The organism is Actinoplanes sp. NPDC024001 (assembly GCF_040638955.1).
Lineage (GTDB): Bacteria > Actinomycetota > Actinomycetes > Mycobacteriales > Micromonosporaceae > Actinoplanes.
Window position 1 is genome coordinate 1 of sequence record NZ_JBEZZB010000035.1, and the last position, 23,520, is coordinate 23,520.

Here is a 23,520-nt window from a genome sequence, read left to right on the forward strand (position 1 = left end):
ACGAGATCAGCGTCCGCGAACTGAGGCTGGCGCTCGCCGCCACCCTCAACAACGTCACCGTGCGCGGTCGGATCATCTACGTGACCAATCACGGCGGCCGGATCGCCGCGATCGTGCCGGTCCCCGTGGCCGAGCAGAGCGAGCAGGCGCGAGGTTAGGGCACTGCTCGGGCCTTGACGGCCCTCCCAGCACGGGCCTTCACCCCCGGCCTGAAGGCCGGAGCACTGGCCCGCATCCCGGTAGCCGAAGCCGGGGAAGTCGGGTGCGATCGTGCGCCAGCGGTCGGCCAGCGCGGGCATCAGGTTGCGGAACTGGAACGACGACGACGGATAGCCGTGCGGCAGCCGCAGAACCGGCGCGCCGGGCGGCCCGGCCTCCCGGTAGAAGGTGTCGATCCCGTCCACGTCGATGCGGCGATGCGCGACTGTCATGCCCTTCCTATTGCCCGCCGGGCGGCATCCGCAACGATCGGGGTCATGACCGACGCTGAGGTGACTTTGCGGCCGCTCACCGTGGCGGACTGGCCGGTGGTGCACGAGTGGGCCCGGCTCCCGGAGGCCAGCCGCTATCAGGCGTGGGGGCCGGCGACCGCCGAGCAGACCCGCGCGTTCGTCGAGGAAGCGGTCGCCGACGGGCGGCGGCAGCCCCGCACCCGGTACGTGTATCTGTTCCTGGCCGGCACCACAGTGGTGGGAATCGGTGAGCTCAACCTGCGCGGGCCGCACCAGGCCGAGATCGGCTACGGCATCCACCCGGACCGGTGGGGCCGCGGCCACGCCACCGCGGGCGCTCGCCTGCTGATCGACCTGGCGTTCGGCGAGCACGGGCGGCACCGGGTCTTCGCCACCTGCGATCCGCGCAACGTGGCCTCCGCGCGGGTGCTGCGGAAACTGGGTCTGAGCTACGAGGGGCGGATGCGCGAGACCGCGCTGATCGCCGACGGCTGGCGCGACTCCGACCTGTACGCCGTCCTCAGCACCGAATGGCCCGCATAGCGCGGTCGTAGCGGCGGGCCTCGTCGTCGAAGTCCGCCTCCGCCAGCTCGTTGGTGGTGGCCATCCGGAACAGCAGCGCCCGGGCCACCGCCGCGGCCGGGACCCTGAGCTGCTGCCACAGCGACGCCGGCGCGTCGCGCCAGCTGAGGGCGTCGGCGATCACCACCCCTTCGGCGTACGCGGGCGCCCGCCAGTACGGCGACACGTCGATCACCGCCGGCGGCAGGCCGGCCGCGAACAGCACGTTGCCGCCCAGGTCCCCGTGCACGAGCTGGGCCGGGCCGAGCGGCCGGAGCGCGGCGCGCAGCCGTGGCACCAGTGGGGCGAATACGGGGTGAAACCGGGTGTCGCGCTCGCCCCAGGCCACCCGGTCGGCGAGCGCCCACCGGTCCTGCCGCCCGTCCAGGAACCCTGGCCGGGGCAGGTGGGCGACCGCCCGGTGGAACGCGCGCCCGGCGTCGATGATCTCTCGCCACGTGCCGGCGCCGCCGCCCTCGACCCACCGGGTCGCGGTCCACCCGTCGTGGACGAGGTGGCCGTCGCGTGTGCGTACCGGCGCCGCCAGACGGAAGCCGTCCTGGACGATCCGCGGGAACACGGCGGCCAGCCAGGCGTGCACCGGGCCCTCGTCCGGCTTGAGCACCAGGTCACCGGCAGCCCACGAGGTGCCCTGCCCGCCGTCGAGCGGCCGCGCCGGCGCCTCGGCGCCGAACGCGCGCAGCACCGCCGGCGTAGGTTGATCACGAGGCATGGGGTGCAGGCTACGCGGTGCTTGACTTCAACCAATGTTGAGGTTGCAGGGTGGGCGCATGGCGTTCACCGAGATCGAGATCGAGTACCTGGCCGGGCAGCATCTGGGCCGCCTCGCCACCCTGCGCCCGGACGGGACCCTGCAGAACAGCCCGGTCGGCTACCGGTACAACGCGGCCAACGGCACCATCGACGTGTCCGGCTATCGCATGACGGCCAGCCGCAAGTACCGCAACGTGGCCGCGACCGGCCAGGTCGCCTTCGTCGTGGACGACCTGCCGTCGACGAACCCGTGGCGGGTGCGGTGCCTGGAGGTACGCGGCACCGCCGAGGCCATCGAGCATCCGGCTGACTCGCCGTTCGGCGACACTCCGGTGATTCGCATCCATCCGCGGCAGATCATCAGCTTCGGCCTGGAGGACGCCGACACCGAGCCGCACCAGCTGGTGCCCTCGAACCGCAGGGTCTAGAGACCGGTTCGGGCCCGTCAGGGTGTGGCGGTGACGACAGCCCGGGACCGGTCGGCGGCGACCCGCACCGTCCAGCGGCGGCCGCTGCGGTCAGAGCGCCGTTCGGGTATCCGCCGCCTCCCGGGTCATGACGGCTAATCCACCTGGAAGACCGTCAGAACGTTGCCGTCAGGATCTTTCAACCACGCCACCTGCAGGCCCGTGGTGTCGACGGAGACGCCGTCCGCGTCCAGGGCGAACGGCAGATCGTCCGGTCCGAGGAACGGCACGCCCGCCGCACGGAACCGGCGGACCGTCGCATGCACGTCGTCCACCCGGAAACTGGCGACCGGCCAACTGGCGCCACCGGCGTCCGCGACGTCGGGGAGGAGATAGATCAGTGTCCCGCCGTCCGCCTCGACCACCCAGCCGCCTGGGGTCTCGCGGCCCTGAAGGCCGAGCGCCCCCTCGTAGAAGGCGCGGGCGCGGGCGAGCTCGGTGACAGCGACGACCGGTCCGACATGCATCCCTCGATGATGGCAGTGCGGGATACCCCCGGCCAGCCGAGCCGGCCGCCGAACCCGGTCCGGCGCAGGGGAAGTCGACAATCTGATGAAACGCGCCCGGGCGCGGCTGCAGCGGCAAGACTTGCCGGCATGAGTCTGAACGTCGGTGACGAGATGATGAGGCTGTTCGGCGTGCTGCGGCACGAGCCGACGGACAAGTGGATCCGCGCCGGGCTCGGCGGCCGGACCGTCGTCGACAGCCGTGCCGCGCTCCTGGTGTGGGAACCGCGCCGCATCGTGCCGACATACGCGGTGCCGGACAACGACGTCCGGGCCGAACTCGTCCCGGTGGAGCCGGCCGCGGACAGCCACGCACCGGTGCTGCATCCCGGCATCCCGTTCGCCGTGCACTCCACGCCCGGGCAGTCGTTCGACGTCCGTCTCGGGGACGATGTCCGCGAGCGCGCCGCGTTCCGGCCGGACGACCCCGACCTTGCCGGTCACGTCGTGTTCGACTTCGCCGCGTTCGACTGGACGGAAGAGGACGAGCCGGTGTTTTCGCACCCGCGCGATCCGTTCTCCCGCGTCGACGCCCGGCGCAGCAGCCGGCACGTGCGCGTCGAGCGGGACGGGGTGCTGCTCGCCGAGTCGCACACCCCGACAGTCGTGTTCGAGACGAAGCTGTACCCACGGTTCTACCTGCCGCGCGAGGACGTCAAGGCGGAGGTTCTGCCCAGCGACATGGTGACGGCCTGCCCGTACAAGGGCCGCGCCACGTACCTGTCGTTCGCGGTGGGGGAGAATCTGGCCTGGACCTACCTCGAGCCGCTGCCGGACGCGTCGCCACTGGCCGGGCTGGTCGCGTTCTTCGACGAGGCTGTCGACGTCACTGTCGACGGTGTACCGCGTAAGCGGCCCGATTCGCCGCTCGCGAAGGTCATGAAGGACGAGTTCGGCGTCTCCTGAAGCGTCTCGCTGAGGCGTCTCGCTGAGGCGTCTCGCTGAGGCGTCTCGCTGAGGCGCGGGGCCGGCAGTCCGGTTCAGCCGGCGTCGTTGGCCACCTTCCAGCCCGCCACGAAACCACGCGCGCTGACGCCGTAGAAGTAGCCCCACGCCGTGGGCGAGCCGAGGTAGACGCCGATCTCATCGAAGACGACCTTGGCCTCGCGGTGACGCCCGGTCGCCGTGTAGTACAGGGCCAGCCAGTGCCGGCAGGTCATCTCCCGTCCCACGGTGTGCTGCCCGGCGCGCCACTTCGCCGCCCAGGAGTCCAGCTCCTGGCGCACGTCGGGCCGTTCCAGGTACTGGTGACGGGCGATCAGAGTCTCCCGGTCCCACTGATCCCAGCCGAACTCGCGCAGGGCGTACTCGAAATGGGCGAGGAACGGCAACATCACCGCGTTGGCGCCGGGCGGCGCGGCCGCCGCCGCGCCTCGCGCGGCATCGAACATCCGCTCGTGGGAACCACCCCACTTCTGGCAGAGCAGTCCTACCGCGGTCAGGTGCAGTTCGAAGTTGTACGGATCCCGCCGCCGGCCTTCCTCGTACGTCGCGGCGAATGACCTCCGAGCCTGCCGGTCGCCGAACATCGTGCCCATGAACTCGACCCAGGGCGCCGGGTCGGACGGCCCGGCCAGCGACATGGCGCGCCGGCTCACCTCGGCCGCCGCCGCGGACAGGTCCGCGAATGCGCGGAACTGCGCATCGCTGGTCTGGGCCGCGGAGGCGCCACCTCGCTCGTTTCCGGCCCGCTCCGACAGCATGGCGGCCTGGATCGTCACCGCGGCCGCGTCGTGGGGGTGCTCCGCCAGCCACTTGTACAACCAGGCGTCCTCTTTCACGGCGGCCTCGCTGAGCACGGAGATCCGCCGGCACCGCAGCTCACCGTTCGTTCCCGCATCCTCGATCGCGCGGGCAGCCGCCTGCCAGTCGCCGGCCAGCGCGCCGTCTCGGGCCTGGCGCAGCTGAAGGTCGTTGAGAGCGGGGTCAGGGTCGAACTGGGGGAACTCGAGCTGCGGGCGCCGGCGGAAGAATCGCGAAAGCATCGAAGGATGATAGAGGCCCGGCGACACTGGCCGCGGGTGGCCGCCTGCGGCTTGATGTTGCGTGCGCGAGGCTAAAGGATCTCGATCCGGCCGCTCTCCAGTTGGTAGATCCCGCCGACGACGTCGATCCGGTGGGCTGCGAGCGCCTCCCTCAGGTGGTCGGCGTGCCGCAGAGTGGCCACCGTCCGGCGGATGTGGCTCCGGGTGACCTCGTCCAGGCTGGAGCCGGCCGGTCCGGCGGCCGGCACCGCGGGAGCGATCTGGTCGATCAGGAACTGGCGAGCGCCGGCGGGCCGGCGCCCGGTGCGGACCGCCTCGTTCGCGGCCGCCACCGCACGGCAGTCCTCATGGCCGAGCACCACCACCAGCGACACCTGCAGGTCGGTCACCGCGAACTCGACCGAGCCCAGCACGGCGCGGTCCAGGACGTGGCCGGCGGAACGGACGACACAGATCGCGCCGAAGCCCTGCCCGAACACCGCTTCCACCGGCACCCGGGGATCGACGCAGCCGACGACGACCGCGTAGGGCCGCGGGACGCCGCCGCCGGGATGCGAGGCGCCGGAGGCGAACCGGATGTTGCCCGTGCGCAGGCGGGCGAGCGCCTCGACCGGGTCCGGCCGGCCGAGGCGCCACGCGCCCTGCTGCGACGGGATCGGCGCGGCCGTCGGGTCGGAGAACAAGCGTCCCGGTTCCATAGAAGGAGGATGACAGCAAATGTGCTTCACGATCGTGAATCGGCCTCAGGAGGCAAAGCGGCGAACGTCACCGGAGGAGAAGGTTGAGCAGCACGGTCAGTCCGACCGACAGCAAAATCGACACCGCGATCATTCCGAGGCAGCCGGCGGGCCCGCCGAGGAACCGGACTCGCGTGTTTCCCATGCGCATGGCTGTTCGTCTACCCGCTCGGCACGCGAACACACGCGAGACTTTCAGCCGGGCATGCGCAGCAACATGGAGCCGCCCCAGACCAGGGCGGCTCCGGTGGCCAGCAGCAGAAGCAGGCTCCAGATCTCGCTCGGCACCAGCGTTGAGCTCTGCAGCCGCGCGGTGTCGGTGCCGCCCTGCTGATAGGTCTTGTCGGTCAGGTAGACCAGCATCCGCTGGACCGCCCCGATCAGGAGAAACCACGTCCACACATACGCCCCGAGCGTGCTCATCTCGGGCGGCGCCTTGGTGGCGAGCTGGTAGAGCCCGACCATCAGGGCCGGGATGACGATCCAGCCGAGAAATCCGCGGACGGTCAGCAGCATCAGGACCAGGAAGGCCATGCTGCCCCAGAGCACCATCTCCGGTTCCCCGCGCAACAGGAGAGCGGCCGCCAGCAGTCCGAACAGCGACGGCCCGGCGTAACCGGCGAAGGCGACCAGGATGACGAAGGGCCACGACGGCGGTGCGACGAACTCGGTGCCGCCTCCACCCTGGCGGTTGAACGTGATCCGGCGTATCCGGTTGAACAGCGCGACCCCCACGAGGGCGTGGCCGCCCTCGTGGGCGATCACCACGAGGAATTTGGTCACGAACCACAGCGGCACGGCCAGGGCCCAGGCGATCAATGCCGCCTTCCACATGACCGAGTCCTCCGGCATTGCGGCAGCCTAAGCCAAGGTCCAGAGAGACGGTATAGCTCGGACGGAGGGATGACTCATTCCGGTCGCATTGATCGACGACAACAGGTCGCACGGGTGAGAACGGATTCTGAGGAACGGGCCTCGACAGTTTTAGGGGTTGACGGCCAGCGCGGCGACCGAGACGCCGAAATACAGCGCCCACGCGCCGAGCCGATAGTTGCCGGCCCGCACATGCGCACCCAGCGCGATTAGGAAGTACAGGACCAGCCCCGCCGCGGCGAGGGTGCGCAGCGGCGGCAAGAGCAGGCCGATCGCGCCGGCTGCCAGCACCACACCGAACGGGCGCACCCACGACCGGGGGATCCGGTTGCGGTCGGCCTCGCGCCGCGGGTAGTCGTGGCCGATCAGGTTGGCGATCGCGGCCGCGCCCACCAGGGCGGCCGCTGTCAGAGTCACGATGAGTGCGAACATGCCCCACGGACGCCCGCCCGGCCACACCCGTGACGGCGGGTGAAGCAGGTCACACCACGCCGGTCAGCTTCGCCGGGTTGCTGACCACGTGCAGCGTCCGCACCAGGCCGCCGGCCACGTGCAGGGTCATCGCCAGCACCGGCGCCGGGCCGGCCATGACCAGCATGCCCGGCCCACCGTTGAGCTCCGCCGGCCGGGTGACCGCGCCGGCCGGCTGCTGGCGGGACAGCACCAGCAGCGCCCGGGCGACCAGGGACCGCTCCCGGATCGGCTTGCGGGGCGCGCCGGTCAGGCCGCCGCCGTCGCTGATCATGGTCACGTCCGGCGCCAGCACCGCCATCAGCGCGGTGACGTCGCCGCTCTCGCAGGCCGCGAGGAAGCGCTCGGCGACCAGCCGCCGCGACACCGGGTCACTGTCATAGCGGCGCTCCCGCGCCTCGACTGCCGCGCGGGCCCGGCGCGCCAGTTGCCGCACCGCCGGCTCGGCGCGGCCCAGCAGCACACCGATCTCACCGTACGGATAACCGAACGCCTCGTGCAGGACGAACACCGCCCGCTCCAACGGTGTCAGAGACTCCATGATCAGCAGCAGGGCGGTGGAGACCGACTCGGCGCGAACCACGTCGTCGGCCACGTCCGGTGCGGTGAGCAGCGGCTCGGGCAGCCACGGCCCGACGTAGCTCTCGCGGCGCCGCCGTGCGCTGCGCAGCTGGTCGACGGAGAGCCGGATGGTGACCCGCACCAGATAGCCCTCCGCGTCGGCGACGCTGCCGTGATCGACGCGGCTCCACCGCAGCCAGGCCTCCTGCACCACGTCCTCGGCCTCGGCGACGCTGCCGAGCATCCGGTAGGCGACGGCGAACAGCAGGCCGCGATGCTCGGTGAAGGCCGCGGTCACCGGCCCCGCCAGTGCAGAACCTCCAGGGCGACGGCGACGTGCACGCTGTCAGCCGCGAGTGGGCGGGGGAGCAGCTGGTCGGCGCGCTGCAGGCGGCGCAGCAGCGTGTTGCGGTGGGTGAACAGCCGTTCGGCCGCGCGGGAGGCGTTGCACTGCTCGGCCAGGAACGCCCGGACCGCGCCGGTGATCTCCGGCGGCGCGGTCTCCAGCCCGCCGAGGGTGCGTTTGATGAAGTCGTCGGCGCGCTGCGGGTCCTGCGTGACCAGGGAGACCAGCTCCACCTCGGCGTGGGTGGCCAGCTGCTGCGGCGAGGCCAGCCGGGCCAGCATCCGCTGAACGGTCAGGGCGTGCAGGTGGCTGCGGCGGAAACCGTCCAGGCCGGCGTCGGCCGGGCCGAGCGCGAGACGCACGGCGGGCAGGCCGCCGAGTTCGGCCCGCAGTCGTACGGCCTCGGGGGCGCCGTGGACCCACACCCAGCGGGTGGCGGCGCTCGCCGTCACGATGAGCGGGTGCGGCTCCCCGGCGACGGTGGCGAGCAGGTCGGCGGCCCGGTCCAGGTGGCTCAGGTCCGAGTCGGGGTCGTCGCTCCACACCACCGCGGCGGTGTGGGTGCCGGTCAGCTGGTAGCCGAGGCGGGCCTCGGCCCGGGGGCCGCCGATCGGGGCGCCGTCGAGCAGCAGCATCACGGTCTCGCGGCGTTCGGCGTGGCTGCCGCGGGTCAGGTCGGCGCGTTCGGCCTGCATGCGGGCGGAGATCGCGGCCACGGTGTCGTCGACGAACGTGGAGATGGACCGGCACGACACGTCCAGCAGCTCGCTGAGCTCGGCCGCGTCGGCGGTGAGGGTGAAGGCGATCCGGGTCCACAGGCGCAGCGACACGCCCTGCCCGATGCGGTAGGCGTCCAGCGCGGACTCGTTGAGGCCGCGCCGGACCAGGTCGCGGGCGACCGCGAGGGCCGCCTCGCTGAGAACCACCGGCACCCGGGCGCCCGGGTCGTTGATGTTGGCCGCCGCCCAGGTGGCGAGGTTGGCCCGGTTGGTGCGGCGGGTGCCGGCGGCCAGCACCGGGTCGGCGGCGATGGCGTGCATGTTGCTGCCGGACAGGATCGCCTCGTCGAGCTCGGCCAGCCAGGCGGGCGCCGGGGTGAGGACGATCTCGGCGCCACGCCGGATCAGCTCGCGCACCCGTTTCGACGGCAGCTCCCACACCATGGGTGCAGTCTGCACCACGACTGCCGCAAACCGCAGCACCTTGCCCCTGTGATCGGGGCTGATGATCGCGCATGATGGGCGCCATGGACCTCGACGTCGTCATCGTCGGCGCCGGCATCTCCGGCATCGGCGCCGCGTACTACCTGCAGCGTGACCATCCCGGGCGGGAGTACGCGATCCTCGAGGCGCGCGGGGCCAGCGGCGGCACCTGGGACCTGTTCCGCTATCCGGGCATCCGCTCCGACTCGGACCTGCACACGTTCGGCTACGAGTTCCGGCCGTGGACCGACGATCACTCGATCGCCACCGCCGACCGGATCCTGGCCTACGTGCGGGAGACCGCGGCCACCTACGGCATCGACCGGCGGATCCGCTACCACCACCGGGTGGTCGCCGCGTCCTGGTCGTCGGAGCAGGCTCGCTGGACCGTCGAGGTGGAACGCGGCGACACCGGCGCGACCGAACGGCTGACCTGCCGGTGGATCTTCTCGGCCGGCGGCTACTACCGCTACGACCAGGGGTTCACCCCGCACTTCGAGGGCCGCGACCGGTTCCGCGGCGACATCGTGCACCCGCAGCACTGGCCGGAGGACCTGGACTACGCGGGCAAGCGGATCGTGGTGATCGGCAGCGGCGCGACCGCGGTCACCCTGGTGCCGGCGCTCGCCGAGACGGCCGCGCACGTGACGATGCTGCAGCGCACCCCGAGTTACGTGATGCCGGTGCCGGCGAAGGACGCGCTCGGCAACCGGCTGCGGGCGCTGCTCGGCGAGGAACGCGCCTATCCGATCATCCGCCGCAAGAACATCGTGAAGGGCCGCCTGGTCTGGCAGTTCTGCCAGCGGTTCCCGGGCGCGGCGCGGCGGCTGATCCGCTGGGTCAACACCCGGCAACTGCCCGACGGCTATCCGGTCGACGAGCACTTCAACCCGCCCTACGGTCCGTGGGATCAGCGGCTCTGCGCCGTACCCAATGGTGATCTTTTCCGGGAGATCCGTGCCGGCCGTGCCTCGGTGGTGACCGACCGGATCGCGTCGTTCACCGAGACCGGCGTCCTGCTGGAGTCGGGGCGCACGCTGGACGCCGACGTGATCGTCACCGCGACCGGGCTGAACGTGCAGGCCTTCGGCGGCACCCGGCTCACCGTGGACGGCCGCGACGTCGACCTGGCGGACACCATCGCCTACAAGGGCATGATGCTGTCCGGCGTGCCGAACCTGGCCTACGCGGTCGGCTACACCAACAGCTCGTGGACGCTCAAGGTCGGGCTGCTCTGCGAGCACTTCTGCCGGCTGCTCGCCCACATGGACCGGCACGGGTACGACACCTGCCGTCCCGAGCCCGCGGATCCGGACATGCCGACCCGCCCGTTCCTGGACTTCGGCGCCGGCTACATCCGCCGGGCCGTCGACCGGCTGCCCCGGCAGGGAGACCGGATGCCCTGGCTGACCTCGATGAGCTACGCGTCGGACGTGAAGCTGCTGCGCGCCGACGACGTCACCGACCCGGAGCTGCGGTTCTCGTCGCTGGTGCCGGCATGAGCGACAGTTTCTTCCAGGTGCCCGGCGGGCCGCGGATCTGCTACCGGGTCGACGGCCCGGCGTCCGCCGAGCCGCTGGTGCTGATCGCCGGGCTCGGCCTCGACCTGACCAGCTGGCCGCAGAGCATGGTCGACGGCTTCACCGGCGCGGGATTCCGGGTGATCCGCTTCGACAACCGCGACGCCGGCTGCTCGTCGCGCATCGACGCGCCGCCGCCCGGAAGGCTGCGGCAGCTGTTCGCCCGGCCCCACCCCGGCGCCTACGACCTCGGCGACATGGCCGCCGACACGGTCGGCCTGCTCGACCACCTCGGCGCCGGCCGGGCACACCTGGTCGGCATGTCGATGGGCGGCATGATCGCCCAGACCGTCGCCGCCCGGCACCCGGACCGGGTCGCCACGCTCACCTCGATCTTCTCCACCACCGGGCACCGCCGGGTCGGGCAGCCCGCCCGGTCGACGCTGGTGCGGATGGCCCGCCGGCCGGCCCGCACCGTCGACGAGTCGGTGCGTGCCCATCTGGCGATGCTGCGCCACATCGGCTCGGCGGGCTTCCCACCGGACGACGACGGGGAGCGGGCCTGGGCGGCCGGGCTGTGGGAACGCACCGGCGGCCGGGCCGGCCGGCAGGGCATCCCGCGCCAGATCAGCGCGATCCAGGCCAGCGGTGACCGGACCGCCGAGCTGGCCCGGATCACCGCGCCCACCCTGGTGATCCACGGCGACACCGACCGGATGGTGCACCCCAGCGGCGGCCGGGCCACCGCCCGCGCGATCCCCGGCGCCCGGTACGTCGAGATCACCGGCATGGGCCACCACCTTTCGCCGGGCGTGGTCGACCGGCTGGTGCGGCTCACCACCGACCTGGCACTGCAGGGAGATCCCCGATGAAGGGTTTCCGCGGCAAGGTCGCCGTCGTCACCGGCGCCGGGTCCGGCATCGGCCGGGCGCTGGCGCTGGCCCTGGCGGCCCGCGGCGCCCGGCTGGCGGTCTCGGACATCGACCCGGCCGGTCTGGCGGAGTTCGACCCCGGCGTGCACACCGCGACCCTGGACGTCAGTGACCGGGACGCGGTGGTCGACTACGCGGCGACCGTCGCCGCGCACTACGGGGTCGTGCACCAGGTCTACAACAACGCCGGGATCAGCGGCGGCGGGCAGAGCGTGCTCGACACGAGCTGGGAGGTGTACGAGAAGACCCTCGCGGTCAACCTGTTCGGCGTCATCCACGGCACGAAGGCGTTCCTGCCGCACCTGATCGCCTCCGGTGACGGGCACGTCGTCAACATCTCCAGCCTCAACGGGTTCCTGGCCCAGCCGACGCTGAGCGCGTACGCCGCCAGCAAGTTCGGGGTGCGCGGCTTCACCGAGGCGCTGCGCACCGAGATGCTGGTGGGCGGGCACCCCGTACAGGTCAGCGTCGTGCATCCCGGCGGCGTCAAGACCAACATCGCGTCCGCGACCGGTTCCGACCTGACACCCGCGCAGGCGGCGCGGGTGCGCGTCTACAACGAGAAACTGCTCACGATGCCGGCCGCCGAGGCCGCCCGGATCATCCTCGACGGCGTCGAGGCGGGCCGGCCCCGCATCCTGGTCGGCCGCGACGCCAAGGCGGTGGACCGGCTCGTGCGCCTGCTGCCGCGCCGCTATCCGGCGCTGGTCGCCCGGTACGAGCGCCGGCTGTTCGGCGACGCATGATCAATCTGCCGATGCGGGTGGTCGCGGGATATCTGCGCCTCACGGCCAAGCCGACCATGTCGACCGTCGAGCGGGCCCGGCAGCGCATCGCCGCGGTGAAACCACCGTCCCCGCCGCCGGTGAGCCTGCGCCGCCGCCACGAGGTGCGCACCCGGCAGGTGGCGGGCTTCACCTGCCACACGGTCGCACCCGGCGGCCGGCGGGCAGCGCTCTACCTGCACGGCGGCAGCTATGTCAGCCCGATGGCCCGGCAACACTGGGACCTGGTGGCGCGGCTCGCCGACGCCGGCGTGCGGGTCGAGGTGCCCGACTACGGTCTCGCGCCCCAGCACACCTTCCGCGAGGCGTACGCGCTGGTCACCGCCGTCTACCGGCAGCTCCTCGACGAGGTCGGCCCGGCGGCCGTGACGATCGCCGGCGACTCCGCCGGTGGCGGGCTCGCGCTCGGCTTCGCCCAGACCCTGGCCGCGGCCGGGCTGGCGCAGCCACGCCGCCTGATCCTGATCGCGCCGTGGCTCGACCTGACCCTCAGCCACCCCGATCTGCCCGCGGCCGAGGCGCGCGACCCGTGGCTGTGCAGCGCCGGGCTGCGCGAGGCGGGCCGGGCCTGGGCGGGCGGCGCCGACCCGGCCGACCCGCGGCTGAGTCCGGTCAACGGGCCGATGGACGGTCTCGCACCGATACACCTCTACATCGGCACCCGCGACCTGCTCCATCCGGACGCGCTGCGCCTGCCGGTCAGCCGGCTGAACGTCGGCGAGGGCGCGGTGCACGTCTACCCCCTCACCCCGACCCGGTTGGGCCGCGCCGCCTCGGCCGAGATCGTCGACCTGATCGCCGCCGGCTGACCCCCAGCGGCCCACCACGGTTGACGCAATGCTCATCCGGCAACCTGTTCGCCGGCCCTGATACAGTCGTCGCCGTGGGTACGCTGATCCGTTAGTACGGGACGCCGCGTCGAGTCTTCTCCGCGGCGGGTCCTAAGCGCGCTGCCCAGCCACCACACTGGCCGTGCGAGGTTCCCGTACATTTCCGCGCTTTGAGCAAGCGCGTCTTCCGCGACGGCAGCCGTTTCCGCCTGCGCGTCGCGGGGAGGAGCTCTCGTGACCCACCCTTCCCCTTCCCGCCCGCACCGGATGTGTGAGATCCGCGGCGGGACCGTCCGGTTCGCCGAGCAGGTCGTCCTGACCGAGATCAATCTCGTGGTCGGCCCGGCCGAGCGGATCGCGGTGATCGGCGACAACGGCGCCGGCAAGTCGACGCTCCTGCGCGTGCTCGCGGACACGGTGTCGCTGACCGCCGGTGAACGCCTGGTCGAACTGCCCGGCGGCGTCGCGTTCGCCGAACAGCACCCCCGGTTCCGGTCCGGCGCGACGGTCGCGGACGCACTCGACGACCTGCTCGCCGGCGTACGCCACCTCGAGGCCGACATCCAGCGGACCGCCGAGCGGCTGGCGCACGCAGACCCGGACCAGCGCACCGTGCTGCTCGCGCAGCTCAGCACCGCCATGGACCGATTCGAGGCCCGCGACGGATATCAGCTCGACCAGAAGGTGGATGCCGGCCTGGACCGGCTCGGGCTGGGCGGCCTCGACCGGTCCCGGCTCGTGCACACCCTCTCCGGAGGGGAGCGGGCACGGCTGGCACTGGCTGCGGCACTGGCCGTCGAGGCGGAGCTGCTCCTGCTCGACGAGCCGACCAACGACCTCGACGACGCCGGCATCGCCTGGCTGGAGGAACGCCTGACCGCGCACCGCGGCGCCGTCGTGGTGGTGTCCCATGACCGGGTGCTCCTGGACCGCCTCGCGACCGACATCGTGCACGTGGAGTCAGGCTCGCTACGCCGATACGGCGACGGCTACGGCGGATACCTCGTGGCCCGCGCCAGCGAGCGGCGCCGCCTGATCGAGGAGTACGAGCGATGGCGGCAGGATCTCGCCCGCCAGAAGGCCCTCGTCGCCGCCAACGCCTTCCGGCTCGATGCGATACCGCGCAACCTGGGACGTGCTCTGTTCGGCCACGCCGCGTTCCGTGCACGCGGCCGCGACCACGGAGCGATGGGCCGCATCCGGATGGCGAAGGAGCGGATCGACCGTCTGCACGCCGACCCCGCGCCGCGCCCCGCCGACCCGCTGCGGTTCACACCCGCCTTCAGCGAGCCGGCGGCCGGCGGCCAAGCCGTCCTGATCAGTGCGGAGAACGTACGCCTGGGCGGCGACGGGCCGAGGCTGCGGCTGGACGCGCTCGACGTGTCGGCCGGGGACCGGCTGCTGATCTCCGGTCCCAACGGCGCCGGCAAGACGACCCTGCTGCGCGTGCTGGCCGGCGAACTCTCACCGCGGCAGGGAAGCGTGCAGCAGCGAGCTGGACTCCGTGTCGCCTGGCTGCGGCAGGACATCACGTCCGGCTCGCGGACGACGCTGCTCGACACCTTCGCCGCCGCCACCGGCGCCTACCCGGACGACGCCGTCGGCGAACTGCTGGGACTCGGCCTGTTCCACCCCGGCGACCTGGACCGTCCGGTGGCACAGCTGTCGGTGGGGCAGCGCCGCCGCCTCGAAGTCGCGCTGGCCGTGGCCCGGCCGAGCGACGTCCTGCTGCTCGACGAGCCCACCAACCACCTGGCCCCGGAACTCCTCGAACAGCTGGAGGACGCGCTCGGCGACTACACCGGCGCCGTCCTGACCGTCACTCACGACCGGCGGTGGCGCGAGCGGGCGGCGGGTTCCGGCACGGTACGACGGATTCGGGTGGCACCGGGCGGCGTCGTGACCGGATAACGTCAGCCGGCCGGCCGGCTCGCTTCGGGGGCGCAGTTCTTGCTGGTGCGGCGCACCTCGTACTCGCGGTCGTCGGTGGTGATGCCGGCCGGCTCGCCGTCGAAGTAGGCCTCGACCTTCTCGCGGCTGCGGCGCTGCTCGTAGTGCAGGTGCGGCGCGCCGGACTTACCTGTGCTGCCGATCTTGCCGAGCTGGTCGCCCGTCTCCACCCGCTGGCCGACCTCGACCATGGGCGGTTCCAGCAGGTGCAGGTACTGCGTCTCCCAGCGGCCGCCGTGGTCGATCTTCACCCAGTAGCCGGCGCCGAGACCGTACGGTCCCTTCGGGTTCTGCGGGGTGCGCTCGCCGAGCGTGCCGTTGATGCCGGCCTCGACCACCGTCCCGCCGAAGGAGGCCAGCACCGGCCGGCCCCACGCCGACCCCTTGACCGGGAAGAAGTCGATGTCGAAGTCGTCGTGGCCGGGATAGGTGCCGAGCAGCCACGCCTCCCCGCACGCCACCGGCATCTGGAAGGCGGGCCGGGGACCGGCCGGCAACAGTTTCGACACCACCACCCAGGCGACGGAGAGCAGAACGACGACAACGGCACTGACGAGGAGCACGATGGAGCGGCGGATCACCGCCTGATCCTGCCAAGCGGCGGCAACCCGCCGGCCGGGGCCTCACCGCGCTCCCTGCGGCGGGCCAGGGCCGGTGAGACGGCCAGCACCAGGAAGGCGGCGATGAGCACCGCGCCGCCGGTCAGGTAGACGCCGCGCAGGCCGGTGTGCGGCAGCAGCAGGCCGCCGAGCAGGGCGCCGCCGGCTATGCCCAGGTTGTAGACGCCGGACAGGGTGGCCGAGGCGAGATCGGTGCTGCCCGGCGCGACCACCAGCATCTGGCTCTGGAAGGTGGTGGGCACCTGCGGCAGCGCGAAACCCCAGAGGCCGACCAGGCCGATCACCGCCGCCGGGTGGGCGCCGGCCAGGGGGAGACCCAGCAGGGTCAGCGCCAGCAGGGCGACCGGCAGGCGTACGGCCAGGCGCGGATGCCGGTCAGCAAGGTAACCGGCGAGGGCGACGCCGCCGAGGCCGGTCACGCCGAAGACCAGCAGCAGGGCGCTCACCGTGGACGCGGAGAAGCCACCGATGTCGGTCAGGAACGGGGTCAGGTAGGTGTAGGCGGTGAACACGCCGGTGATGGTGATCCCGGTGACGATGATCAGCAGCCAGAAGGCGCGGGCGTCGGGTGCGGCGCCGGCGGCCGCGTGCCCGTCGCGTGGTGCGGTCGTCGGCAGCAGCACGGCCACGCCGGCCATCGCGACCAGCGCCAGGCCGGCGACGGTCAGGAACGCGGTGCGCCACCCGGCCTGCTGACCGAGCCAGGTGGCGGCGGGGACACCGAGGACGGGTGCCAGCGAGGACCCGCCGAAGACGGCGGCCACCGCGCGGCCGCGGGCCTGCGGCGGGAACAGCGCCGCGGCGGCCGGTGCGGCGATCGACCAGAAGACGGCCTGGGACAGCGCGGTGACGACCCGGCCGCCGAGCAGCAGCCAGTAGCCGCCCAGCACCGAGATCACGGTGGAGACCACGAAGATCGCCAGCAGGCCGGTGATCAGGTGCCGGCGCGGGATGCCGCTGACCAGGTGGGTCAGCGGCACCGAGAACACGGCGACGGTCAGGCCGTACCCACTGACCAGCAGGCCCACCTGGGAGAGTGAGACGTCGAGGTCGGCGGCGATGTCCGGCAGCAGGCCGACCGGCAGGATCTCCACCGTCAGATAGCTGAACGCCGCCACCATCAGCGCCAGCAGCGCCGGCACCCCTCTGCGAGCCTCGATCACGGTCCGCATTCTGTGCCATCGCCGTGGCGGGCAGCCACCGAATTCAGGGAACGAGCGGGCCGGCCAGCACCTTGCGGGCGGTCTGTTCGTCGCCGCTGAGGGTGTCCCACGGCATCGGCAACCGGTTCCACAGCGCCAGCATCAGGTGCGCGGCGGTGCCGCTCAGCTCGGCGACCGGGTCGCCGGGGCCGACGATCCAGCAGGCGCCCAGGTCGGTCGCGGTGAAGCGGACGGCGGCCGGCAGCGGGCTCAGCAGCTCGCGTTTGATCATGCGGGGCACGAACACCTCGATGACCTCGGCGACGCCGTCGCCGCACAGCGCGGGATCCATCTCGCTGGGCAGGCCCAGCGCGTGCTCGGCGTCCCAGCGGTGCACCAGCGTCTCCAGGCAGCGGCGGCGGCGCCAGAAACCGACCGTACGGGGCGGAGCGAACGTCCACGCCTCGGTCGCCGGGTCCACCTCGAGCGCGGTGAGCAGCACGCGGGAGGTGTCGGCGAACCAGTCGGCGACACCGTCCGGCGGTGGTTCCGGGCGGTGCCTGCCGTGGCCCTCGGTGATGGCGGTGGCCGCCCACAGGTTGCCGCTGCCCAGGTGACCGGCGAGGTCGCGCAGGGTCCAGTCGCCGCAGTGCTCGACCGGTGCGCTCAGGTCGGCGGACAGGTAGCCGTGGAAGCCGGCCAGTTCCTGCCGCAGGATGGCGAGGTGGTCCAGGTCCATCCGTCCGACCCTAGGTGCTGTCGGCCCGTAACGGCAGGCCCGCCGGTCACCAGCTGAACTCGGGACCCCGGATCGTGCCGCCGGGCAGCAGCGGCCGGCCGGTGTACTCCCAGGTCTGCACCACGACGTAGGTGCCCCCGCGCGGCGCCGTCAGCTCACCGGGACCGCAGCTGTGCTTGATGGCGAAGTCGGTGAACATCAGCCCGCGGCAGCGGTGCGGGCCGGCGACGATCTCGTCGGTGGCGGCGTCGTGCACGGCCAGCGAGATGTCGGCCTGGACGCCGGGCGCCGCCTCCATCTCGCCGAGCACCCGGATCGTCGGCCCGAGCGCGTGACACGGCTGGGCCAGCACCGGGTGGCCGAGGTCCCAGGTGTACTTCTCGCCGCAGTGCCACGGCCCGAACTCCACCGAGCCGCCGACCTTGCCCGGGCCCGCGGTGGCGCCGATGCGGCCGGGTCCGGCCGTGACGCCGACCTGCGCCGATCCGGGCTTGCGGCCGGACTCCCGCACCCCGGCCGACGGCGCCACGGTGCCGGTGGTTCCGGAGGACCCGCTGATGCCGGCGCCGCCGGAGGACCCGCTGATGCCGGCGGCGAGGACCGGGGGAGCGGACGGCGCGTTCGCGCCGGACGGCGCGGGCTGCGGCATGGCGCCGGCGGCTGCCGGCGCGCTGTGCTGGCCGAACGGCAGCTGGGCGGTGGCCGGCGCCGGTGCGTTGCGCGCGTCGCGCAGCTGCCACGCCTGATAGCCGCCCCATCCGGTCGCGGCGAGCGAGGCCGACACCAGGGCGACGACCAGGCTGTGCCGGCCCCACAGCCAGCTGCGCGGACCGTTGCGGTGCGGGCGGCGAGCCGGACGCGGCGGCACCGACCTGGGCAGGCTCGTGGGCAGCCCGTGGGGTTCGGTGGGCACCGTGTCGGCGGCGAGTGGGAGTGCCGGCACCCCGGCCGTGCGGCGGGCGAGCACCCGCAGCGTGTCGTGCAGGTCGGCGGCCGTCGGGCGCCGTGCCGGGTCCTTGTCGAGGCATTCCTCGATCACCGACCACACCTCGTCGGGTACGCCGGCCGAGCGCGGGGGCGGGTCGTTCAGGTGGCCCTGGAGCACGGCGAACGGTTCCCCGACGTACGGCGTGTGTCCGCAGACCAGCTCGTAGAGGGTGACGCCGAGCGCGTACACGTCGGCCGACGGGGCGGCCTCACCGCCGCTGACCGTCTCGGGCGCCATGTAGTGCGGGGTCCCGATGATCGCGTGGGGCGTGGTCAGCCCCGCCGCGTCGAGCACCCGCGCGATGCCGAAGTCGGTCAGCCGCACTTCGGCGTCCTCGCCGGGCCCGTCGAGCAGGATGTTGTCGGGCTTCACGTCGCGGTGCACCACACCCAGCGCATGGGTCTCGGTGAGCGCGGCGGCGACCTGGGCCAGCAGGCGCGCGGCGTCCGACACCGGCAGCGTGCCGGCGGCGCGCAACCGGTCGCGCAGGCTGCCGCCGGCCACGTAGTCCATGACCAGGCCGATGGACTCGCCGACGCTGAACAGGTCGCGGACACCGACGATGTGCTGGTGGCGCACCATCATCAGGATGGTGCGCTCCTGCACGAAGCGGGTGACCAGCTTGGGCTGGCGCAACAGGCCCTCGTGCAGCAGCTTGACGGCGACCTGCTCGCCGGTGGAGCGGTCGACGCCGCGCCACACGGTGCCGGTGGCGCCCTGCCCCACCGGGCAGACCAGCACGTAGGAGTTGCCGACACAGCGGTTGCTGAGATCGACGGTGGCGGGCTCTTCAGGGCCGGAGCCGGACGGGGGAAGGGAGAGGGACGGCCGCACGTGTTCGCCGTGTCCTTTCTGCGCCGGGAGCAAGGGGACGATCGGGGTCGAAGCGACGCCGATCGTCACGGCCCCCGGGGCGGAAGGCAACGTCAGGACGCCTGAATAGTCACGGATTGGCAGGCCCGCCGGCCGGTCGTCACCCGGCGGCGGGTGGCTCGTTGCTTCACCGCAAGACCCGCTCCACGGCGTCGGCTGCGGCCGCGACCCCACCGGCGGCCGTCAGCTCGCCGCGCATCCAGGCCAGCCGCTCGCGTACGTGCGGGTCGTCGGCCACGGCGTCGACGGCGTTCCACAGCGTGTCCGCGGTGACCCGGTCCGGGGGCAGCACGGTGCCGAGGCCGAGTTCGGCGATCCGGTCGGCGGTGGCCCGCTGCTCGGCCATCTGCGGTATCGCCACCATCGGCACCTCGAAGTGCAGGCTCTCCATCGTGCTGCCCATCCCGGCGTGGGTGACGAACGCCCGTGCCTCGCGCAGCACCGCCAGTTGCGGCACCTGCCGGTGCACCTCCACGTTGGGCGGCACCTCGCCCAGGGCCGCCCGGTCCACCCCACCGATGGCCAGCACCACCTGCCAGGGCCGCCCCGCTGCCGAGCGCAGCACGGTGCGGTAGAACTCGGGCCGGTCGTTGTAGGCGGTGCCGAGCGACACCAGCACCACGGGCAGATCACCGGCCGGTTCCCAGCCGCCCTGGAAGCCGCGTGCGGAGAACAGGGGGCCGACGAACTCGTACCGGTCGGTGAAGGTCTCCCCGGCGTACTGGAATGCCCGCGGCAGCGTCACCAGCCGCAAGGCGGCGTTGTCGCCGCGCATGAAGGCCTCCATGCCGGCGGCGCCCTGCCGGCGCAGGTAGCGGCTCAGCCGGACGGCCATCAGCAGGAAGCCCGGGCTCAGCGGGTTGAACGTCGTGTACCCGCGGGCCATCGACCAGTGCTCGTTGCTGACCAGATTCGGCCAGGTCTCCACCGAGGGGACCTGCCACCGCCCGGCCAGGATGCGGCCCCACCAGCACATCGTCCCGTCGTGGACCACCAGGTCGGGCCGCTCGGCGCCGCCGAGTTGCGCCAGCATCGCCTTCGTCTCGGTCAGCAGCAGGTTCATGGCGCGCACGAGGTCCCTGCCGTGCATCTGCGGCGTCTCGATGTCGCCGCGACCCTCCCAGGTGGAGGTGACCGGGACGACCTCGGCGCCGGTCTCGGCGACCCGTTCGGCGTACGCCGTGGTGGTCGCGTAGGTGACCCGGTGACCGCGGTTCACGAGCTCGGTGGCCAGGCCCAGGGTGGGGTTGACGTGCCCGGCGGCGGCAGGGGCGAAGAACGCAACGGTTGCCATAGTGATGTATTTAAGTGCATTCCACGCCCTACGCGGGCGGTATGGATCTGGCTGTGAGGGAATGGGAGTCCGGGGGCCGATCCGTCCGCTGTCGGAAGGGGGCGACCATGGCCGAGAAATCGCCGCTCGCGCGGGCCAGGACGGTACGGCAGATGCCGAAATGGTCGGAGCTGCGCAGCGTCGTGCAGTTCCAGCGGCCTCAGCTGAACCGGACCGCGCGCCGGCTGCAGCGGGCGCTCTCGATCCGCGACCTGCGCGCGGTGGCCCGGCGGACGACCCCGCGGGCTGTCTTCGACTACGTGGACGGGGCGGCGGAGGAGGAGATCACCGCGAAGCGGAACGTCGCCGCGTTCCGGCGGGTCACGTTCTGCCCGGACGCGCTGCGCTCGGTCGCCGACCCCGACCTGAGCGTGCCCCTGCTGGGCCGGCGCATCGCCCTGCCACTGGTGTTCGCCCCGACCGGCTACACGCGGATGATGCACCACCACGGCGAGGCCGCCGTCGCCGGTGTGGCCGGGCACGTCGGCGTGCCGTACGCGCTGTCGACCGTGGGGTCGACCTCCATCGAGGACGTCCGGGCCGCGTCGCCGGGCGGCGAACTGTGGTTCCAGCTGTTCTTCACCACCGACCCGCGGGTGAACGAGGACCTGCTCTCCCGGGCCGAGGCGGCCGGTTACACGACGATCCTGCTGACCGTCGACACGACCGTCTCCGGGATGCGGCTGCGCGACGTCGTCAACGGCCTCACCATCCCGCCGACGCTCACCGCCCGGACCGTGCTGAACATGTCGCGGTACCCGGCGTGGTGGTTCAACCTGTTGAGCACCGGCGGGCTGAGCTTCGCCTCGCTCTCCAGCGTCCCGGGCAACCCGACTCCCGGGCAGGTGGCGAGCATGATGTTCGATCCCGGCCTGGACCTGCGCGCGCTGGACTGGCTGCGCGCACGCTGGCGGGGCAACGTCGTCGTCAAGGGGGTGACCACCCCGGAGTCGGCGCGGGAGGTCATGGAGCACGGCGTCGACGGTGTGGTGGTCTCCAACCACGGCGGCCGCCAGCTGGACCGCTCGGCGGCGACCCTGGACGTGCTTCCGGCCGTGCGGGCCGCGGTCGGCCCGCAGGCCACCGTGCTCATCGACGGTGGCGTCCTGCACGGCCAGGACATCCTCGCGGCCCGCGCCCTCGGCGCGGACGCGGTCATGATCGGCCGCGCCTACCTGTACGGCCTGATGGCCGGCGGCCGGGACGGCGTGCTGCGGGCCGCCGAGATCCTCACCGAGGAGTACCGGCGCTCGATGCAGCTGCTCGGCGTGCGGCGCAGTGAGGACCTCACCGCCCGGCACGTCGCCTTCACCCCGCGCGTCCCGGTCTGAGCCGCGTCAACCCGTCCCCACTCACGACCCAGGAGGGCATCCATGGTCAGCACCGGTCAACCGGGCGGAACCAGCTCGGTGGTGGATCGTTTCCCGACCAAGTATCTGGCCGCGCCCGAAGTGCGCGACATGCCCGAGCCGCCGTCGGCCTTCCGCAAGGTCGTCGGGCCGGGCATCATCGCCGCCGGCGTCGGCATGGCCAGCGGTGAGTTCGTTCTCTACCCCTACATCGCCTCGCAGGTCGGCCTGGTGTTCGTCTGGGCCGCCCTGGTGGGCCTGGCCACCCAGTACTTCCTCAACATGGAGATCGAGCGGTACACCCTGGCCACCGGGGAGACCGCACTGACCGGGTTCAGCCGGTACTGGCGGCACTGGGGCCTGGTCTTCGCGGTCATGGCCTACTTCGCCAACATCTGGCCGGGCTGGGCCACCAGCTCGGCGACGCTGATCACCTACCTGGTCGGCGGCAGCGTCGCGCCGATCGCGATCGGCATCCTGCTGGTGATCGGGGTCAGCCTGACCATGGCGCCGGTGGTCTACCAGGCGCTCGAGAAGACCGAGATGGTGAAGGTCGCGGCCGTCCTGCTGCTCATCGTGGTCGGCGCGGTGGCCGCGATCGGCGCCACGGCGTGGTCGGACACCCCGCAGATCATCACCAACGCCGGGATCCCGCACCAGGAGCTCGGCTTCGCGCTGCTGCTGGGCGCGCTGGCCTTCGCCGGCGCCGGTGGCGGGCAGAACCTCTGCCAGAGCAACTGGATCCGGGACAAGAGGTTCGGCATGGGCGCCTACGTGCCGCGGATCGTCAGCCCGGTGACCGGCCACCCGGAGGCGGCGCCCTCGACCGGCTTCGTCTTCGAGCCCACCGAGGAGAACCTCGGCCGGTGGCGGCGCTGGTGGTCGTTCGCCAACCGGGAACAGCTGATCACGTTCGTGCTGATCAGCTTCCTCACCATCGTCTTCACCTCGCTGCTGGCCTACGCCACGGTGTTCGGCAAGGAGGGACTGGAGAGCAACATCTCCTTCCTCAAGGCCGAAGGCGAGGCCCTCAACGCGGCGGTCGGCGGCTGGTTCGGCACGTTCTTCTGGATCATCGGCGCCTTCTCGCTGTTCGCCGCGGCGCTCGGCATCGTCGACTACACCAGCCGGCTGGGCGCGGACGTCCTCAAGACCGCGTACCTGAAGAACGCCAACGAGAGCAAGATCTACTTCGCGCTGGTGTGGGGCCTGGTCCTGATCGGGATCATCGTCATCCTGTCCGGGCTGTCCCAGCCGCTGGTCCTGCTGGTGATCTCCGCGGTCACCGGTGGGCTGATGATGTTCATCTACTCGGCGCTGCTGCTGCTGGTGAACCGGCGGGTGCTGCCGAAGGAGATCCGCCCGGGCGCGGGCCGGGTCGCCGCCCTGGTGTGGGCCTTCCTGCTGTTCGGCCTGCTCTCCGTGCTCACCTTCAACCAGCAGCTGCGCGAGCTGTTCGGCGGCTGAGCGCCAGCGCCCGATGACGGCGTGGCGGGCCCGCCGTCATCGGGCGTCAGCAACGGC

Annotated in this window: 24 protein-coding genes; 10 read left to right on the plus strand and 14 right to left on the minus strand. The window is 72.3% G+C overall.

What is annotated here, in order from left to right; all coding sequences use genetic code 11:
* The coding region (locus tag AB0F81_RS15920; protein ID WP_360197215.1) for an alpha/beta fold hydrolase at positions 1-404 on the minus strand (404 nt) is incomplete at its 3' end.
* Positions 405-476: 72 nt separating this feature from the next.
* On the opposite strand from AB0F81_RS15920, the gene AB0F81_RS15925 reads away from it, so the two are divergent.
* Complete coding sequence (locus AB0F81_RS15925) at positions 477-995, plus strand: GNAT family N-acetyltransferase (protein WP_360197218.1); 519 nt, start codon at positions 477-479, stop codon at positions 993-995.
* On the opposite strand, the gene AB0F81_RS15930 is transcribed toward AB0F81_RS15925, so the two are convergent.
* Positions 973-1,746, minus strand: coding sequence for a TIGR02569 family protein (locus AB0F81_RS15930; protein ID WP_360197221.1), 774 nt, complete (start codon positions 1,744-1,746; stop codon positions 973-975). The two genes, AB0F81_RS15925 and AB0F81_RS15930, sit on opposite strands and share 23 nt — an antisense overlap.
* Positions 1,747-1,804: 58 nt before the next feature.
* Between AB0F81_RS15930 and AB0F81_RS15935 the strand changes: the two genes are divergently transcribed.
* Positions 1,805-2,215: a PPOX class F420-dependent oxidoreductase gene (locus AB0F81_RS15935; protein WP_360197224.1), complete on the plus strand. Its 411-nt coding sequence runs from the start codon at positions 1,805-1,807 to the stop codon at positions 2,213-2,215.
* Between the two features lie 134 nt (positions 2,216-2,349).
* Here the strand turns inward: AB0F81_RS15935 and AB0F81_RS15940 are convergent, their stop codons facing one another.
* Positions 2,350-2,721: a VOC family protein gene (locus tag AB0F81_RS15940; protein ID WP_360197227.1), complete on the minus strand. Its 372-nt coding sequence runs from the start codon at positions 2,719-2,721 to the stop codon at positions 2,350-2,352.
* Between the two features lie 129 nt (positions 2,722-2,850).
* On the opposite strand from AB0F81_RS15940, the gene AB0F81_RS15945 reads away from it, so the two are divergent.
* Positions 2,851-3,666, plus strand: coding sequence for a DUF427 domain-containing protein (locus AB0F81_RS15945; RefSeq protein ID WP_360197230.1), 816 nt, complete (start codon positions 2,851-2,853; stop codon positions 3,664-3,666).
* A 74-nt stretch (positions 3,667-3,740) separates the two neighbouring features.
* On the opposite strand, the gene AB0F81_RS15950 is transcribed toward AB0F81_RS15945, so the two are convergent.
* From AB0F81_RS15950 to AB0F81_RS15975, 6 genes are all read right to left on the minus strand, one after another.
* Positions 3,741-4,745 carry a hypothetical protein gene (locus AB0F81_RS15950; RefSeq protein WP_360197233.1) on the minus strand — a complete coding sequence of 335 codons (1,005 nt, stop codon included), beginning with the start codon at positions 4,743-4,745 and terminating at the stop codon, positions 3,741-3,743.
* A 71-nt stretch (positions 4,746-4,816) separates the two neighbouring features.
* On the minus strand, positions 4,817-5,443 hold the full coding sequence (locus tag AB0F81_RS15955) for a carbonic anhydrase (RefSeq protein WP_360197236.1): 627 nt from the start codon (positions 5,441-5,443) through the stop codon (positions 4,817-4,819).
* A 234-nt stretch (positions 5,444-5,677) separates the two neighbouring features.
* Positions 5,678-6,334, minus strand: coding sequence for a M50 family metallopeptidase (locus AB0F81_RS15960; protein WP_360197239.1), 657 nt, complete (start codon positions 6,332-6,334; stop codon positions 5,678-5,680).
* Between the two features lie 132 nt (positions 6,335-6,466).
* Entirely contained in the window at positions 6,467-6,787 is a 321-nt protein-coding gene (locus AB0F81_RS15965; protein ID WP_360197241.1) for a DoxX family protein, read from the minus strand.
* Between the two features lie 49 nt (positions 6,788-6,836).
* On the minus strand, positions 6,837-7,685 hold the full coding sequence (gene sigJ, locus AB0F81_RS15970) for an RNA polymerase sigma factor SigJ (RefSeq protein ID WP_360197244.1): 849 nt from the start codon (positions 7,683-7,685) through the stop codon (positions 6,837-6,839).
* Positions 7,682-8,896: a PucR family transcriptional regulator gene (locus AB0F81_RS15975; protein ID WP_360197247.1), complete on the minus strand. Its 1,215-nt coding sequence runs from the start codon at positions 8,894-8,896 to the stop codon at positions 7,682-7,684. The genes sigJ and AB0F81_RS15975 overlap by 4 nt, the downstream gene beginning before the upstream one ends.
* Before the next feature lie 74 nt (positions 8,897-8,970).
* Here AB0F81_RS15975 and AB0F81_RS15980 point away from each other — a divergent pair, with 74 nt between their 5' ends.
* From AB0F81_RS15980 to AB0F81_RS16000, 5 genes are all read left to right on the plus strand, one after another.
* Complete coding sequence (locus AB0F81_RS15980; protein WP_360197381.1) at positions 8,971-10,437, plus strand: NAD(P)/FAD-dependent oxidoreductase; 1,467 nt, start codon at positions 8,971-8,973, stop codon at positions 10,435-10,437.
* On the plus strand, positions 10,434-11,327 hold the full coding sequence (locus AB0F81_RS15985; protein WP_360197250.1) for an alpha/beta fold hydrolase: 894 nt from the start codon (positions 10,434-10,436) through the stop codon (positions 11,325-11,327). The genes AB0F81_RS15980 and AB0F81_RS15985 overlap by 4 nt, the downstream gene beginning before the upstream one ends.
* A complete protein-coding gene (locus tag AB0F81_RS15990) occupies positions 11,324-12,133 on the plus strand; it encodes an SDR family NAD(P)-dependent oxidoreductase (RefSeq protein WP_360197253.1) in 810 nt (269 codons plus the stop codon). Before AB0F81_RS15985 ends, AB0F81_RS15990 begins: the two co-directional genes overlap by 4 nt.
* A complete protein-coding gene (locus tag AB0F81_RS15995; protein ID WP_360197256.1) occupies positions 12,130-12,981 on the plus strand; it encodes an alpha/beta hydrolase in 852 nt (283 codons plus the stop codon). The genes AB0F81_RS15990 and AB0F81_RS15995 overlap by 4 nt, the downstream gene beginning before the upstream one ends.
* Before the next feature lie 255 nt (positions 12,982-13,236).
* Positions 13,237-14,913 (plus strand): ABC-F family ATP-binding cassette domain-containing protein, encoded by a 1,677-nt coding sequence (locus AB0F81_RS16000; protein WP_360197258.1) that lies wholly within the window; start codon positions 13,237-13,239, stop codon positions 14,911-14,913.
* A gap of 2 nt (positions 14,914-14,915) precedes the next feature.
* Here the strand turns inward: AB0F81_RS16000 and AB0F81_RS16005 are convergent, their stop codons facing one another.
* From AB0F81_RS16005 to AB0F81_RS16025, 5 genes are all read right to left on the minus strand, one after another.
* A complete protein-coding gene (locus AB0F81_RS16005) occupies positions 14,916-15,533 on the minus strand; it encodes a M23 family metallopeptidase (protein ID WP_360197261.1) in 618 nt (205 codons plus the stop codon).
* A complete protein-coding gene (locus AB0F81_RS16010; protein ID WP_360197264.1) occupies positions 15,530-16,735 on the minus strand; it encodes an MFS transporter in 1,206 nt (401 codons plus the stop codon). The genes AB0F81_RS16005 and AB0F81_RS16010 overlap by 4 nt, the downstream gene beginning before the upstream one ends.
* Positions 16,736-16,778: 43 nt before the next feature.
* Positions 16,779-17,453: a maleylpyruvate isomerase family mycothiol-dependent enzyme gene (locus AB0F81_RS16015; protein WP_360197267.1), complete on the minus strand. Its 675-nt coding sequence runs from the start codon at positions 17,451-17,453 to the stop codon at positions 16,779-16,781.
* A gap of 46 nt (positions 17,454-17,499) precedes the next feature.
* On the minus strand, positions 17,500-19,275 hold the full coding sequence (locus tag AB0F81_RS16020) for a serine/threonine-protein kinase (RefSeq protein ID WP_360197269.1): 1,776 nt from the start codon (positions 19,273-19,275) through the stop codon (positions 17,500-17,502).
* 166 nt (positions 19,276-19,441) lie between these two features.
* On the minus strand, positions 19,442-20,608 hold the full coding sequence (locus AB0F81_RS16025) for a macrolide family glycosyltransferase (protein ID WP_360197272.1): 1,167 nt from the start codon (positions 20,606-20,608) through the stop codon (positions 19,442-19,444).
* 107 nt (positions 20,609-20,715) lie between these two features.
* Here AB0F81_RS16025 and AB0F81_RS16030 point away from each other — a divergent pair, with 107 nt between their 5' ends.
* Both AB0F81_RS16030 and AB0F81_RS16035 read left to right on the plus strand, forming a co-directional pair.
* Positions 20,716-21,978, plus strand: a complete 1,263-nt coding sequence (locus AB0F81_RS16030) for an alpha-hydroxy acid oxidase (protein WP_360197275.1) — start codon at positions 20,716-20,718, stop codon at positions 21,976-21,978.
* A 42-nt stretch (positions 21,979-22,020) separates the two neighbouring features.
* Positions 22,021-23,463: an Nramp family divalent metal transporter gene (locus tag AB0F81_RS16035; RefSeq protein ID WP_360197278.1), complete on the plus strand. Its 1,443-nt coding sequence runs from the start codon at positions 22,021-22,023 to the stop codon at positions 23,461-23,463.
* The last annotated feature ends 57 nt before the right edge of the window (positions 23,464-23,520 follow it).